This is a genomic window from Allosphingosinicella sp., from assembly GCF_036387215.1.
GTDB lineage: Bacteria > Pseudomonadota > Alphaproteobacteria > Sphingomonadales > Sphingomonadaceae > Allosphingosinicella.
The window spans coordinates 1-13,821 of record NZ_DASVUE010000021.1 but is presented as its reverse complement, the minus strand read 5'-3'; the positions used below and the strand labels follow the sequence as shown (position 1 = coordinate 13,821).

The window sequence follows — 13,821 nt, the reverse complement described above, 5'->3', positions numbered from 1 at the left end:
TGGGCCAAGTCCAACCCGCCCAGCCCCTATTACATGCAGGTGCTCGGCTCGCTCGCCGCCGAATTCGGCTTCAAGCTCGACACGCCCTGGAACGAGCTGCCGGAGGAGATCCGCCACATCATCCTCCACGGCACCAGCGGCAAGCCTGTCACGCTCACCTTCGTCGACGGCCGCAAATCCTATTCCGTGAAGAAGCCGTTCGAGGGCGTGATCGGCAACCTCAACCGCCGGATGCTCCAGACCGAGAGCGCCTGGATGCGCGAGGAGCTCTCCAAATACCAGTCCGCCGCCCCCTGCGAGACCTGCAGGGGCGCCCGCCTCCGCCCCGAGCCGCTCGCGGTCAAGATCGCCGGCGAGGACATCTCCATGTCCACCCGCCGCTCCGTCCGCCACGCGCTCGACTGGTTTTCGACGCTCGAGGAGAAGCTCTCGCCCCAGCACAAGGAAATCGCCCGCGCTATCCTCAAGGAGATCAACGAGCGGCTCGGCTTCCTCAACAATGTCGGCCTCGATTACCTGAACCTCGACCGCACCTCCGGCACCCTCTCCGGCGGCGAAAGCCAGCGCATCCGCCTCGCCTCGCAAATCGGCTCCGGCCTCTCGGGCGTCCTCTACGTGCTCGACGAGCCCTCGATCGGCCTCCACCAGCGCGACAACGATCGCCTGCTCGTCACGCTGAAGCGCCTGCGCGATCTCGGCAACACCGTGCTCGTCGTCGAGCATGACGAGGACGCGATCCGCACCGCCGATTACGTGATCGACATGGGCCCCGGGGCCGGAGTCCATGGCGGCGAGGTCGTCGCCCACGGCAAGCTCGAAGACGTGCTCGCGAACGAAAAGTCGCTCACCGCCGACTATCTCACCGGCCGCCGCGCCGTCCCGCTCCCCGCCGCGCGCCGCAAAGGCAACGGCCGGAAGCTCACCGTCAAGGGCGCCCGCGCCAACAACCTCAAGGACGTCACCGCCTCTATTCCCTTGGGCACCTTCACCTGCATCACCGGCGTCTCCGGCTCCGGCAAGTCGAGCTTCACCATCGACACGCTCTACGCCGGCGCCGCCCGCGCGCTGAACGGCGCGCGCATGGTCTGCGGCCCGTGCGAGAAGATCAGCGGCCTCGAATATCTCGACAAGGTGATCGACATCGATCAATCCCCGATCGGCCGCACGCCCCGCTCCAATCCCGCCACCTACACCGGCGCCTTCACCCAGATCCGCGACTGGTTCGCCGGTCTGCCGGAAAGCGCCGCGCGCGGCTACAAGCCCGGCCGCTTCTCGTTCAACGTCAAGGGCGGCCGCTGCGAGGCCTGCTCGGGCGACGGCCTCATCAAGATCGAGATGCACTTCCTCCCCGATGTCTACGTCACCTGCGACGTCTGCCACGGCCAGCGCTACAATCGCGAGACCCTGGAGGTGAAGTTCAAGGGCAAGTCGATCGCCGACGTGCTCGACATGACGGTCGAGGACGCGGTCGAATTCTTCAAGGCGGTGCCGCCGATCCGCGAGAAGATGGCGATGCTTGCCGAGGTCGGCCTCGGCTACATCAAGGTCGGCCAGCAGGCGACCACCTTGAGCGGCGGCGAAGCCCAGCGCGTCAAGCTCGCCAAGGAACTCAGCCGCCGAGCCACCGGCCAGACCCTCTACATCCTCGACGAACCCACCACCGGCCTCCATTTCGAGGACGTACGCAAGCTCCTCGAGGTGCTCCACGCGCTGGTGGAGCAGGGCAACAGCGTCGTCGTCATCGAGCACAACCTCGAGGTCATCAAGACCGCCGACTGGGTGCTCGACCTGGGGCCGGAAGGCGGCGACAAGGGCGGCGAGGTTGTGGCCGAAGGGACGCCGGAGCAGGTCGCCACGGAGCCCCGCTCCTACACCGGCCACTATCTCGCACCATTGCTTCAGGGTTCTCGTGCCGAGGTCGTAGCGGCTCCTGCGCGGAAGAAGCGGCGTTCCGCCTCAATGCGTCAGCGAGAGGCAGCCGAGTGAAACTCGGCGGCGACAGCATATCCTGAGAAAAGTCGAAGGGCATGTCCTGAGCGAAGCGTCGGGCTTGTAGAGACGCGCAGCCGAAGGGGGCGGCGAGATCGTCGCGGAGGGCACCCCCGAGCAGGTGGCGAAGGAGCCGCGCTCGTAACAGGACACTATCTGGCGCCGCTGCTGCAGGGGGGCACGCGCCGAAGCCATAGCGCTCCTTTGCGGAAGAAGCGAGAGCTCCGATGCGCCAGCGGAAAGCGACCGAATAGCCTCGCTTCCTCTAAATTGCCGCAGAGGCGCCGGCGCTCAGAATGCTTAGATCGTTCCGGACAACCCTACAGAGTTGGAAGATCCCGCGGCGGATTTGCCGGTCCGCGCGAAGCAGAGCAGGTGCGGGACTGAGTGCAACCTATCGGGAGAGTGGTGAGGGGTCACCCCGGCGACCCAAGCTCCCGGGGGAGCGCGGCATTTTTATCACAGCGAAACCCCTTTGGATCAAAGACGGAACAAAAAGGGCTCAAATGCGGAACAGGCTCTGTACTTGGTGGTTGAGCAAGCGTGGCGAAGAGCGTCACGCAAAGCAAAGGAGACATGTTGTGACTCAGAATCCTGTGGTGACAGGTTATAGAATGCCATCGACTTATATGGGATGGGAGATTGATAGGTCTGATTCCGGAGACACTACTGGGGATACCCGACCCCAAGAACTCGCTTATGAGCAGGCAAGAGAAGCATTCAAGCCGGTCGTGAAACCCGCCAAAGACACGCCCTGCATCGGATTAAAGCCCGGTGAGGCGCCCCTCACCACCATCAACCAGCATGCTGCTGGTGCTGTATCGGCGATTAGCGGAATGGATGCAACGCGCCGGGAGTTGTTAGCGGTGATTTACGTTTACAATGGCACAGTGGAAAAACTGCTGCCGCAGACCTCTAACCAGATGTACTGGACCATCTTTGATTACATGTTGCTGCCCGTAGGCGCTGTGGTGGTGGGTGCTGTTCACAATCATCCAGTTGGAGCTGAAGATCCGACTTTGCCAACCACTGCTGACGTACAATTTTTTGATAAGCTGAGGCTGCAGGCCGAAGACACACCTTGGTTTCACGTATCTGAAAACCCAATAACCTATATTTTTGATACGAACAGCAATGCCACTTACGCGTATGATCGGCTGACGGTAAAGGCGGGCACTACGCAATGCACATTGTAAGGGGATAAACATGAGGTCGTCTGCTTTCTGCCGTGGAGGAATGTCTCTCTCAATGGTGCTTCTTCTTGGATGTGCGGGGCAGCAAAGGGACAACCTAGCGCCGGGACGGATTCTAATTGAGGAGCCGCTCCCGGCCCTCTCTACCGTGTATCGAACAGACATAGAATGTCAGTTCGGCGTCTTCTCTTTTCGGAGGCGCGAGGGTTTCCCTGTCACAATTTATCGGAACGAGAGGCCACTCCCCCTGGAGAAGGCCGACTTAGTGAATGAGCTAACGAAAGCTGCGTTATTTTTGCGGATTGGCGGGAGCTGCGATGAAGCGAACAAGGCTGTCGTAGCAGATCTATGGTCAATCCGCACTGTGAATGGACGGCCCGTCTACAGTTCCATGCGGATTATAGCAGACAAACGTTCGGCTCTGGTTCCTTTTTCCCGGCTCGACGCTGAAGAAATCTTCTGGAAGATCAAAAGGAAGTAAAGCTGATGGCGCCTACTGCTGCCAATGTCATTGAAACGGTTGAGTTATCCTGTCCACCTTTCCCAGCGGAACTTGCCGGTCGCTCCCAGCACCAATTAATCGCCACGATTGAGCGTTTGACAGAAAGGCACCGACGCCGCCCGAGCGCTAGTTTTGGAGCAGAACTTAGAGCTGTTTACGCTTGTGCTGGAGAGAAGCATTGTCAAAGTGGCTCCGACCCGCGCATGTTTAAGCTCCTCCAGCGTCCCGCCGTGGAGCCCATTCTCTTCTCGCAGTGGCGAGCCTTCACCGCGTGGGACATAAACGTCCATCTCCTCCGGGACATGGCGTCGCGAATGCAAGGTAGAGCGATCAACATTCGATCGCGGGCTGCCTTCTCCCGCCCCAACGTCGCAGGCTTGGCCGACCGCTTTGCTCCCCCCAAAAGTGCTACTGATTGGCTTGTACCCATATCACGCGACGTACTGACGCTGACCTACGAGCCACTAACACTTTCTTGCATCCTATATGCCTTCATCATACTAAATCATCCATTCGAGGATTGTAATGGGCGCTTGGCAAGGAGCCTTATTCATGCGGCCTTGGCGAGGCGAACGGGCTATTGTTGTCCCTTTCTTCCCCTCGCGCCGGCCTTTATGAAAGAAGGTGAAGCAAATCGGCATGCATTGAGGAAACTATCCCGCACTGGCGACTGGCTCACCTTTAGGGAACGCTTTCTTTCGGTCATGCACACCGCGGTCGAACTCGCCTCGCTTGATCTGGAGCATTCACCTCAGAACTGATCTCTTGCCGTCCACGTTGGGCGCATTCAGGTCAGCCCCTTCGCAACCGGCAACGCCGGCGGCAGGACAATGCGTGTGACGCACCGGCAACTTCCTCAACTTCCGGCCCGCGCCGCCGCCTCCCCGCGGCGGAAGACCCCCCGCGATTCCATGTGCCATTCGTGCCATTCGTGCCATTCGCGCCTTCGCCTCACGCGGCGGCCCTTAGCTCAACTCCGCTTCACCCGCCGCCCGAGCAGCCATCTCCACAAGGGCATCGTCGCCATGCCCACGGGCGCCGCCACCGGAACGATCCAGGCGATGGCGAAGGCGGTTGCTGCGCCCAGCACCACGCTCCGGCTCCGGCGGCGGACTGCGGCGGCGGTTTCGGGGGGCAGATCGGGGGCGACCATCGGCGGCCGCGTCGCGAAGCTGTTCACCTTGAGGTTCAGCGCCGCGGTCAGCAGCAGCCAGCTCCAGTACAAGACGGCCGGCACCCGCGCGCCCTGGTGGGCGCTCACGAAGGCGGTGACGAACGGCATGAAGGCGATCGTCCCGAGCAGCATCAGGTTCCACGGCACCACGCCGCCGTCGTAGCGGCGGGCGAGCGAGAAGGCGCGGTGGTGGCCGGCCCAGAACAACCCGATCACCGCGAAGCTGACGATGAAGCCGATGAAGTTCGGGATCAGGTAAGCCAGCGCCTGCAGATAGGCTGCGTCTCCCGATCCGTGCGCCACATGCGGCACGTGAACCTCGATGACGAGCAGGGTGATCGCGATCGCGAACACCGCGTCCGAAAAGAAGACCAGCCGCTCCAGCGCATGGTCGGTGGGCTCGCCCGCCATCCTTCACCCCCGTGAAATGCCCGCCGGTTATCGGCAACAACAGCAGCGAACGCAACTCCGGCGGCCAGGGACCCACATGTGAGGAAGCGGCCGGCAATCCGCCGATGTGGGAGGACCTAACATCTGGACATTGACGTTGAATGGAGCGTCAGAGGAGGTGGCTGAATATGCGTTGAAGAAGTTCGCACATGAGTTTCTGCCCCGAGGTGAACTGAATGTCCATTCTCGCTCTTCTCGTTACTACTCTGCTGATTATGACCGCGCCCCGGTCTGCGCACGCGCAGGATTGGTGCGCATCGGGCAATATGCAGGCCTCGGAAGGTCCGTGGATTCACCTCTCACGGGATGCCGTCAGCGCTGTCGTTGAAGATCGGCTCACCGGAGCTTTGAAGAGATTGCAGAAGCGTGCTCTTGTTCCGGTCACACACAAGGATGCGGAGAAGTTAACCGGAAAGCGTCTGCCGCGGCCTAAGGGCGAGAGATACTTCCTGGCGCGGGCAGGTATCGTCGGCGGTCCGGCTGTCAGCATTCATGAATACCTGCGTAACCGGCCAGGAGCAGTGAGCTTCTGGGGCGCTCTAAGCAGTGATCGCAGAAAATTGCTGATCGTGACCGAAGAGCTCACGCCCCGCTTTCCGGCACGCAGATTTGCTGTCGTCGTGCGCGCAAGGCCGGACATCCAAGCTGCCGCTTCCCGCTGCAACTCCGCTGACTGAGTTTTTCGAGCTATTCCGCTTCTCCCCATAGGCCTGGGGATCGTGTCCGCGCCTGGCGAGCTGGCCGGACGTGCTGGGAGGTGCGATGAAAGCGCATGATCTTTGCCAAAGCGAGAGCCGCCGGCATCCTGCTTCTGTGCGGAGCCCTCACCGGCTCGTGCGATAGCTCCCCGCGCAAGGCCGCGCCCGCCGCCGTGCCGGAGATCGCCGCCGCCGCTGCTGCCAGGGCCGGCGACCCCTCCTGCCGGCTCCCGCTCGGGCATTTCGCTCCCTCGCTTCGGCAGCTCACGGGATCGATCCTCAGCCCTCCGACGAACCTCGTCGTCATCGATGCCGAAGGGCGGATCCGCTGGAACAGCAGTCCCGTGGGTGCGGAGCGGCTCCGCGACTATCTCGGCATCGCGGCGGCGGGCGAGCGTGCGTTCCTGCGCGTCTATCCCGATCCCGCGGCGCCTTGCGCTTCGGTCCGTGAGACGCTCGACGCCGCGATCCGCATCGGCCGCTGCAGCCCGGAACGGTGCGCGTTCGAATGGCCGCCGGGCAATCCGCCTCCGCCCCCCGATCCTCCCGTGAGCAGGAACTGATCGACACGCCTCCGGCGCGGTCAGCCCCGCGCTTCCAACGCCTTCACCAGCGTCTTCGGCGCTTTTTCGCGCCAGGCGTACTCGATCCGGTCCTTGAGCCCCCCGTCGTCGATCGCGCCGAGGCGCACCAGCATTGCCGGCCAGCCGCTATAATGAGGGGTCTCGAAAAAGGCCTCGGGCTCCGCCTCGATCAGCGCCTCCTTCAGCCCCAGCGGGCACATCACCACCAATATGCCCGGCTCCTTCACCCGCACGAAGCCCTTGCCGGCCACCTTCAGCGCCGGCGTTCCGTACCAGGTGGAAACCTCCACCTCAGGCAGCCCCGCCGCCAGCCGCGCCGCCCGCTCGATCTCGCTTTCCGCCATCCCTGCTTCCCTCACGCGAGCGGCGGCCGGGACGCCGCTCGATCATCCGCTAGAACATACGAAGAACATTGCACAATAGGATTTCGCATGTTCTACCCTTGGGGATGAGCAGCAAGTGCATCCCGCCCGTCCAGGTCAGCTCCTTCGGAACCGGCAATGCCGGCCGCGGAACGATGCATGCGACGCACCGTCAATTCCCTCAGCTTCGGGCCCGCCCCGCCGCTTCCTTGCGGAGGAACACCCCCCGCGATTCCATGTGCCATTCGTGCCATTCGTGCCATTCGCGCCGCCGCTTCAGGGCCCGACCGAGCCCGTCAGCTCTCCCGCCAGCGCCGAAGCGCCTCCTCATAGGCGGCCTCGGCCTCCTCCCGCCGCGCCTCCAGCCGCTCGCGTTCCTGGCGCTGCTTCTTCTCCAGCGCCTCCCGCTCGCGCGCCAGCGCCGCCTCGCGCTCGGCGATCGCCTGCCGCTCCTCCCGCTGCCGCGCCTCCGCCGCCTCGAGCGCCTGCTCGGCCTCCTCCAGCGCGGCCCGGCTCGGCCGCGGTTTCGGCTTGGGCGGAGGCTTCGTTGGTGTGGCCTTAGTGTGACCTTTGGCGCTTTTCCCCGCACCTCCCGCGCGCGGCGGAGGCGCGTCTTCATCCGCGCCAAGCGCCGCGATCTGCTCCGCCTCGGTGCCGCGCAGCCGCTTGATCACCTTGCCCGGCGAGGCGAGGGGCTCGGCGGTGAGCTTCGGATCGGTGACGAGCTCCGCTTCCTTCCGCGCGAAGACGCTGAGGTCCGCCCCCCACGCTTCGGCCGCCGCCTTCTGGCTCGGCGCGGCCACATAGGCGTCGTGAAAGCCCACCGCCATTCGGAAGACCTTGAGGTTGGGTGCGCGCGCCATGAGCGAGGATTAGCCGCCCGTACGCTCCGCCTCCAGCCCTGCTTTCCGGCGTCGGCCGCTTCGATGTCCCGCTCCGCTCGCCGCTCCCGTTGCACGTCCCGGCGCGGGGGATGCGCCGAGCCGAGCCCATCCTGCCGCCGACGACATTGTTCCGGAAGGTAAACAGGATGGAAACCATGACACAGCATCTCAAGCCGCTTCGTATCGCAGCCGGCCTGCTGTTAGCGTCGGCCGCGTTCCCGCTCACACCCGCATTGTCGCAGGTGACCCCCACCGATCCCGCCGCCCCGGCGCCCGCGCAGACGACGGCTCCCGCCGCCGGCGCCCAGGCCTCGGAGCCGGTGGTCAACACCCGTCCCTCCGGTCGCGAGCCCGCCGATCCGGTCGCCGCCGACGCTGCCGAAACCACGGCCCGGCCGGCGGCGCGGCGGACGGCGCGCACCGCCACCCGCCCGGCGTCCCGCACCGAGCGCCGCGCTGCGCCGCAGCCGCGGACGGCCCGCGCCCTTGCGCCCGCCGCTCCCGCCCCGGCACCGGCTCCCGCTCCGGTCGCCGCCCCGGCCCCGGCCCCGGCCGCGCCGCCCCCGGTCGCCGCAATACCGCCGGCCGATGTTCCTCCGGCTGCCGCTCCGGCCCCCGAAGCCGCCGCTCCCGCAGCGGCCCCCGCGCCCGCGCCGGAAACCCGTCGGCAGGACACGCCGGTCTGGCCGTGGTTGCTCGCGGCGGGGCTTGCGGTCGCCGGGCTCCTGTACCTGTTGAGCCGCCGCCGTCGCCGCACCGACGAGGCCGATCATGTCGCTTATGCCGCCCCCGTGGCCGCGGTCGAACCCCGTCCGGAGCCGGTTGCCGCTGCCGCGCCGGCTGCCGCTGCGGCTGCCGGGGACCGGCCTTGGATCGACATCAAGATGCGCCCCGTCCGCGCCGGCGTCGGCGAGGATGCCGCGCGGGTGCAGTTCCAGCTCGACATCCAGAATACGGGCTCGGTCCATGCCAGCGACGTGCGGATCGCCACCTGGATGCTTCCCGGCGGCGCCGAGCCGACCGAAGTCGAACGGATGCTGATCCAGCGCCCGGCCGAGGCCGAGCGCCGGGAGACCGAGCTCGCCCCCGGCGAGAAGGCGCGGCTCGAGACCGAGGTCGCGCTTCCGAGGGAAGGCCTCCACGACGCGATCCTTCCGGTGGTGGTCGCCGATGCCCGCTACACGCTGCCCGGCGGCGGCGAGGGCCGAACCTCCGCCTCGTTCGCGATCGGCGTTCCCGACGGCGAGGAGCTGGCGATGTTCGATGTCGAGAACCCGTCCGGCCTCCACGACGGCGTCGAAGCGCGCCCGCACGGCACCCCGAAGCGCGACTGACCGCCTCTTTCTGAAGGCACTCCTGTCCCGCCCGCGCATCTGTCGCGGGCGGGACGTTCTCCTTCAGCAGCTATCGCAGCTCAGTCGGCCGGTACGCCCGGATAAGGCCGCTCCTTCAGCAGCGCGGCCAGGTGCGCGGCGTTCGATGCGACCATCGCCGCCGTCTCCTGCACCTTGTCCGGGATCTGGGGGAGATCGATCATGTCGGTCTTCCCCATCGCTTCGCCCACCCAATAGGAGACCGCCGCCGCCGGGATCGTCCAGCCGGTGTCGTTCAGACCCTGATAGAGCTGCGCCGAGACATGGTGCGCGCCGTCCTCGTTGCCGACCACGGCCAGCACCGCCACCTTGGAATAGCTCGTCATCCGGCCGGCATCGTCTGCTTCGGAGAGGAAGGCGTCCATCCGCTCGAGCACGCGCTGGGCGATGCTCGACGCCTGACCGAGCCAGATGGGGGTGCCGAAGATGAGGATGTCGGCCGCGAGGATCCGGCGCCGGACGTCCGGCCATTCGTCGCCTTCGCCCTCGTCCGACGTGACGCCGGGCTTCACCTCATGGTCGGCGATGCGGATCGTCTCCGTAAAGGCGACGCCCTTCTTCTTGAGCTCCGAGACGAGCAGCCCGATCATCTTGTCGGTCGAGCTGTCCTCGCCATTGCTCCTTTTGAGGCTGCAGTTGATCGCAACTGCGGTGAGTGCCACGCCGGCTATTCGCTGTGGTTCGGGTCGTTCTGCAGCGGGCTTTGTCCGCCTGGCGGACGGCTGCTGCCGGCGGTGTGGCCGCGAACGCCGCCCATTCCGCCGACGTCGCCTGCGCTCGGCCCGCCTGCGCCGGCCGCATCCTGGGCCGATGCTTTGGTCCGCTCGCTGCGATCCGCATTCATGTCGCCCGTCGCTGCTCCGGCGCCGGTGAGGCCGGCCCCTGTCCCTTCGCCGCCGCCGAGGCGGTTGGCGAGATCGTCCCCCTGGCCTTCGCCCTCGTCCACCCGAAGCTGGGCATCGCTTCCGGCGGGGCTGTCGGGGCCGGTGACGTTGCCGCGGTCGTTGTAGGTGCCGGAGCCCATGGATCCTTCCGCAGCGGGGCCGCTGGTCGCGCCGCCGCCTGCTTCGCCGTTGGGGCCGCCGTTGGCGCTCTCCATTCCGATCGGCCCGAGCTCCTCGCCCGAGGGGCTTTCTCTGCCGCCCGGTGCCGCCTCGCGCCGCTGTTCGTCTCTCTGCTCGCTCATGTTCGTCCTCGCGCTTTCCAGTCAGCGGGCCAACGCAGGCTTGGCGGCGTCCGTTCCGATGGCTGGCACGGCGAAGCTCCGTCCCGCTTCGGTGGCGACGAACGCCGCGGACGCTATTCCGCGCTGCCGCTTCAGCGCCGCCAGCCGTGCGGGGGGATCCCCGATCGGCTCGAAGGTGAGCTGGAACGTTCCCCAGTGAACGCCGAGCGCCCGCGCCGGCTTCAGCGCCTCGAAGATCCGCACCCCCTCTTCGGGATTGACGTGATTGGTCTTCATGAAGTCGCGCGGCTCGTAGGCGCCGATCGGGATGATCGCGAGCCGGAAGGGCCCGGTGCGGGCGGCCTCGGCGACCCAGCTGCCGTCGCCCCAGCCGGTGTCGCCCGCATAGAAGATGTTGCCGCCCGGCAGCTTCACCGTGAAGGCCGACCAGAGCGCGCGGTTGCGGTCCGTGCCCCAGCGTGACCCCCAATGGTGATTACGCTCGACGATCACCTCCGCCGGGCCGACGCGCCTCCGCCCGCCCCAATCGAGCGCAGCCGCCTCGACGCCGCGATTTCTCAGGATCGTGTCGTTGCCGAGGCTGGTGATGATCGCCGGCCGGTCGCGCCGCCAGAGCCGCTCGAGCGTCGGCAGGTCCATATGGTCGTAATGATTATGGCTGATGAGCACGAGGTCGATCTTCGGCAGCTGCTCGAAGCGGACGCCCGGCGCCCGCACCCGCCTGGGGCCGACGAATGAGAAAGGCGAAGCGCGGTCGGACCAGATCGGGTCGGTAAGGATGTTGAGGCCCTGCGTCTGCACAAGCACGGTGGCATGCCCGATCCAGGTGACGAACATGTCGCCGCCCGTCACCCGCGGCGGCGGCACCGTCGGCCGGACCGGCACATGCTCCGGCCATGCGGCGCGGCCGTCCGCGCCAAGCCAGCGATTGGCGAAGCGGGCGGGGCCGCTGTGGCTTCCGGCCTCGGGCGCGGGCCCGGGATTGAAGAAGCGCTTTCCGTCGAAATGGTCGCTCCGAGGCCCTTCATAATAGATGCGGTCGAGGAACGGCGGGACGAGCGTCGGTGCGAGGCAAATCGCCACAATGAGGAACAGCAGTGCCGTCCCGATCCGCTTCAGAATCTTGCGCATGAAGCGGGTGGAACGCAGCTCAGGCCTGCTGGTGCCCTGGGATCAGTCGACGATCAGCGGCGAAGCTGGAAACCGGCCGGCGGGCGGGTCTCCTTATGCTCTTCCTGATATTGATCGACGTTGAGCTCCACGCGCCCGGGAGCGGCCGATCCGCAATCAATCGGATAGAGCTGGAGCAGGGATCCGAAAGCGCCGACGCCGCCCTGACGCGCGGCGCCGATCTGCGGAGACTTGCCGTCGCCGCAGCGGAGGCCGGCGAGATAGGCGCGGGCGCCTTCGGGGCCGCCGACGCGGATTGGGTTGGCGGCGGTGCCGAGCGGATGGGCGTCGGCTGCGGCGATCTGCCGAGCGATCTCGTCGTCGCTGTTGCCGGCCCCGATCGGCGCGACGACCTCCCTCGGCACTGGCGACTGCTCGCGCGGCGCCTTCTGCGGCGCTGCCGCTGCGGCGAGAGCCAAGGCAATGGAAAGGATCGGCATTTCGGAGCTCCGGGATTCGGAGCACTGCTTTAGAGGGGTTCTTAGTGGAAGTCGCGGCTCTTCACCTCGATCACGGTGTCGGGCTTTCCAGCGACCCGGAACGGCGGATGATAATGGTCGCGCACTCTGTTCTCCCAGTGCCGCGGGTCGGGAGAGCCGGGGTGCGTGGCGCCGTCGCCGGGGCCGGGGCGGTGCGGGAAGTGCATCTCGCCGACCGAATGGAGGAGCGGAGTCATGTCTTCGAGCCGGTCGGTGATGATGTGGATCACCTCGCCCTCGCGCTGGAGCGTGCCCCTGACGCTGATCATTGCCGAGGAGAGCACGATCCGCCGCTGCGCCTCGAACTTCTGCTGCCAGATGATCGCGTTGGCGATGCCGGTCTCGTCCTCGATCGTAACGAAGGTGACGTTGGTGGAGCCGGGGCGCTGGCGGACGAGGATGATGCCTGCGACCTCCACCTTGCGGCCGTCCTTGATGCGGCTGAGGTCGGAGCAGCGGACGATGCCGCGCCTCTCCAGCTCCGGCCGGAGGAAGGCGAGCGGGTGCGCTCGAAGCGAGAGCTGGATCGATCGGTAATCCTCGACCACCTCCTTGCCGTCGCTCATCGGGCGAAGGGCAACGGCCGGCTCCCGCTCGCGCGCGTCGGCGGCGGCGAAGAGCGGCAGCGGCGCATGCCCAAGCCCGCGCACCTGCCAGAGCGCCTGCCGCCGATCGACGCCCAGGGAAGCGAATGCATCGGCATCCGCAAGCTTCTCGAGCGCCGCAACCGGCACACCCGAGCGGCGCCAGACATCGTCGATGCTCGCGAAAGGCAGCTCCGCCCGCGCGGCGATGATTCTTCCCGCATCCACATTGGAAAGCCCGCGCACCATCCGAAGGCCGAGGCGGAGTGGGAGATACTTCCCTGGCGGTGCTTCCAGCGTGCAGTCCCACCGGCTTTCATTGATGCAGGGCGCGCGCACCTCCACCCCGTGCTCGCGGGCGTCGCGGACGATCTGGGCGGGGGCGTAGAAGCCCATCGGTTGGGCGTTCAATAAGGCCGCGCAGAACACGTCGGGATGGTGGCACTTCATCCAAGACGAGGCGTAGGCGATCTTGGCGAAGCTCGCCGCGTGGCTTTCGGGAAAGCCGTAGCTTCCGAACCCTTCGATCTGTTTGAACGTCCGCTCGGCGAAATCGCGCGTATAGCCGTTGGCGATCATCCCGTTGATCATCTTGTCGTGGAAGTGGCTGACGCCGCCGGTGAACTTGAACGTTGCCATCGAGCGGCGGAGCGCGTCCGCCTCGGCCGGCGTGAAGCCCGCGCCGACGATCGCCACCTTCATCGCCTGTTCCTGGAAGAGCGGGACGCCCAATGTCTTCTGGAGCACCGCCTTCAGCTCCGGCTTGGGATAGTCAGGCTTCTCCTTGCCTTCGCGGCGGCGCAGATAGGGGTGGACCATGTCGCCCTGAATGGGGCCTGGGCGGACGATCGCGACCTCGATGACGAGATCGTAAAATTCCTTCGGCTTCATCCGCGGCAGCATCGACATCTGCGCACGGCTCTCGATCTGGAAGACGCCCAGCGTGTCGGCGCGCTGGATCATCTCGTAGACCTTCGGATCGTCGTCCTGAAGGTCCGCCATCGTCACGCGGATGCCCTTGTGATCGCTCAGCAGATCGAAGGCGCGGCGCATGCAGCCGAGCATTCCGAGGCCGAGCACGTCCACCTTCATGAAGCGGAGCGCTTCGATATCGTCCTTGTCCCATTCGATGACCCGGCGATCCTCCATCGCCGCGGGAGCGATCGGAACGAGGTCGTCGAGCCGCTCCTGGG

At 66.1% G+C, this 13,821-nt stretch carries 14 protein-coding genes; 6 read left to right on the top strand and 8 right to left on the bottom strand.

Features of this window, described 5'->3' with window-relative positions:
- From uvrA to VF662_RS00875, 3 genes are all read left to right on the top strand, one after another.
- A partial coding sequence (gene uvrA, locus VF662_RS00885; RefSeq protein ID WP_464136592.1) for an excinuclease ABC subunit UvrA occupies positions 1-1,986 on the top strand: 1,986 nt, incomplete at its 5' end.
- 584 nt (positions 1,987-2,570) lie between these two features.
- On the top strand, positions 2,571-3,185 hold the full coding sequence (locus tag VF662_RS00880; protein WP_464136589.1) for a hypothetical protein: 615 nt from the start codon (positions 2,571-2,573) through the stop codon (positions 3,183-3,185).
- A 483-nt stretch (positions 3,186-3,668) separates the two neighbouring features.
- Complete coding sequence (locus VF662_RS00875) at positions 3,669-4,445, top strand: Fic family protein (RefSeq protein ID WP_464136586.1); 777 nt, start codon at positions 3,669-3,671, stop codon at positions 4,443-4,445.
- A gap of 209 nt (positions 4,446-4,654) precedes the next feature.
- On the opposite strand, the gene VF662_RS00870 is transcribed toward VF662_RS00875, so the two are convergent.
- Complete coding sequence (locus VF662_RS00870; RefSeq protein WP_464136584.1) at positions 4,655-5,269, bottom strand: TMEM175 family protein; 615 nt, start codon at positions 5,267-5,269, stop codon at positions 4,655-4,657.
- Between the two features lie 215 nt (positions 5,270-5,484).
- Between VF662_RS00870 and VF662_RS00865 the strand changes: the two genes are divergently transcribed.
- Together VF662_RS00865 and VF662_RS00860 are read left to right on the top strand one after the other, a co-directional pair.
- Positions 5,485-5,985 (top strand): hypothetical protein, encoded by a 501-nt coding sequence (locus VF662_RS00865; protein WP_464136581.1) that lies wholly within the window; start codon positions 5,485-5,487, stop codon positions 5,983-5,985.
- Between the two features lie 95 nt (positions 5,986-6,080).
- The gene (locus tag VF662_RS00860; RefSeq protein ID WP_464136579.1) at positions 6,081-6,569 is read left to right on the top strand and encodes an ExbD/TolR family protein; all 489 of its coding nucleotides are present in this window, start codon (positions 6,081-6,083) and stop codon (positions 6,567-6,569) included.
- A gap of 20 nt (positions 6,570-6,589) precedes the next feature.
- Here VF662_RS00860 and VF662_RS00855 read toward each other — a convergent pair whose 3' ends face one another.
- Positions 6,590-6,934 carry an MmcQ/YjbR family DNA-binding protein gene (locus VF662_RS00855; protein WP_464136576.1) on the bottom strand — a complete coding sequence of 115 codons (345 nt, stop codon included), beginning with the start codon at positions 6,932-6,934 and terminating at the stop codon, positions 6,590-6,592.
- Positions 6,935-7,248: 314 nt separating this feature from the next.
- The gene (locus VF662_RS00850; protein ID WP_464136573.1) at positions 7,249-7,815 is read right to left on the bottom strand and encodes a hypothetical protein; all 567 of its coding nucleotides are present in this window, start codon (positions 7,813-7,815) and stop codon (positions 7,249-7,251) included.
- A 176-nt stretch (positions 7,816-7,991) separates the two neighbouring features.
- On the opposite strand from VF662_RS00850, the gene VF662_RS00845 reads away from it, so the two are divergent.
- The gene (locus VF662_RS00845) at positions 7,992-9,170 is read left to right on the top strand and encodes a hypothetical protein (protein WP_464136570.1); all 1,179 of its coding nucleotides are present in this window, start codon (positions 7,992-7,994) and stop codon (positions 9,168-9,170) included.
- A gap of 80 nt (positions 9,171-9,250) precedes the next feature.
- Here the strand turns inward: VF662_RS00845 and VF662_RS00840 are convergent, their stop codons facing one another.
- From VF662_RS00840 to VF662_RS00820, 5 genes are all read right to left on the bottom strand, one after another.
- Positions 9,251-9,871: a flavodoxin family protein gene (locus VF662_RS00840; RefSeq protein WP_464136567.1), complete on the bottom strand. Its 621-nt coding sequence runs from the start codon at positions 9,869-9,871 to the stop codon at positions 9,251-9,253.
- Between the two features lie 5 nt (positions 9,872-9,876).
- Positions 9,877-10,395 (bottom strand): hypothetical protein, encoded by a 519-nt coding sequence (locus VF662_RS00835; protein ID WP_464136566.1) that lies wholly within the window; start codon positions 10,393-10,395, stop codon positions 9,877-9,879.
- 21 nt (positions 10,396-10,416) lie between these two features.
- Complete coding sequence (locus VF662_RS00830; RefSeq protein WP_464136563.1) at positions 10,417-11,526, bottom strand: MBL fold metallo-hydrolase; 1,110 nt, start codon at positions 11,524-11,526, stop codon at positions 10,417-10,419.
- Between the two features lie 53 nt (positions 11,527-11,579).
- The gene (locus VF662_RS00825) at positions 11,580-12,005 is read right to left on the bottom strand and encodes a hypothetical protein (protein ID WP_464136559.1); all 426 of its coding nucleotides are present in this window, start codon (positions 12,003-12,005) and stop codon (positions 11,580-11,582) included.
- 41 nt (positions 12,006-12,046) lie between these two features.
- A partial coding sequence (locus VF662_RS00820; RefSeq protein WP_464136557.1) for a helix-hairpin-helix domain-containing protein occupies positions 12,047-13,821 on the bottom strand: 1,775 nt, incomplete at its 5' end.

Excerpts from the sequence above, each read along its gene's own strand:
- VF662_RS00875 (WP_464136586.1), top strand. The coding sequence starts at position 3,669 with ATGGCGCCTACTGCTGCCAATGTCATTGAAACGGTTGAGTTATCCTGT.
- VF662_RS00870 (WP_464136584.1), bottom strand. The coding sequence starts at position 5,269 with ATGGCGGGCGAGCCCACCGACCATGCGCTGGAGCGGCTGGTCTTCTTT.
- VF662_RS00865 (WP_464136581.1), top strand. The coding sequence starts at position 5,485 with ATGTCCATTCTCGCTCTTCTCGTTACTACTCTGCTGATTATGACCGCG.
- VF662_RS00860 (WP_464136579.1), top strand. The coding sequence starts at position 6,081 with ATGATCTTTGCCAAAGCGAGAGCCGCCGGCATCCTGCTTCTGTGCGGA.
- VF662_RS00855 (WP_464136576.1), bottom strand. The coding sequence starts at position 6,934 with ATGGCGGAAAGCGAGATCGAGCGGGCGGCGCGGCTGGCGGCGGGGCTG.
- VF662_RS00850 (WP_464136573.1), bottom strand. The coding sequence starts at position 7,815 with ATGGCGCGCGCACCCAACCTCAAGGTCTTCCGAATGGCGGTGGGCTTT.
- VF662_RS00845 (WP_464136570.1), top strand. The coding sequence starts at position 7,992 with ATGACACAGCATCTCAAGCCGCTTCGTATCGCAGCCGGCCTGCTGTTA.
- VF662_RS00835 (WP_464136566.1), bottom strand. The coding sequence starts at position 10,395 with ATGAGCGAGCAGAGAGACGAACAGCGGCGCGAGGCGGCACCGGGCGGC.
- VF662_RS00830 (WP_464136563.1), bottom strand. The coding sequence starts at position 11,526 with ATGCGCAAGATTCTGAAGCGGATCGGGACGGCACTGCTGTTCCTCATT.
- VF662_RS00825 (WP_464136559.1), bottom strand. The coding sequence starts at position 12,005 with ATGCCGATCCTTTCCATTGCCTTGGCTCTCGCCGCAGCGGCAGCGCCG.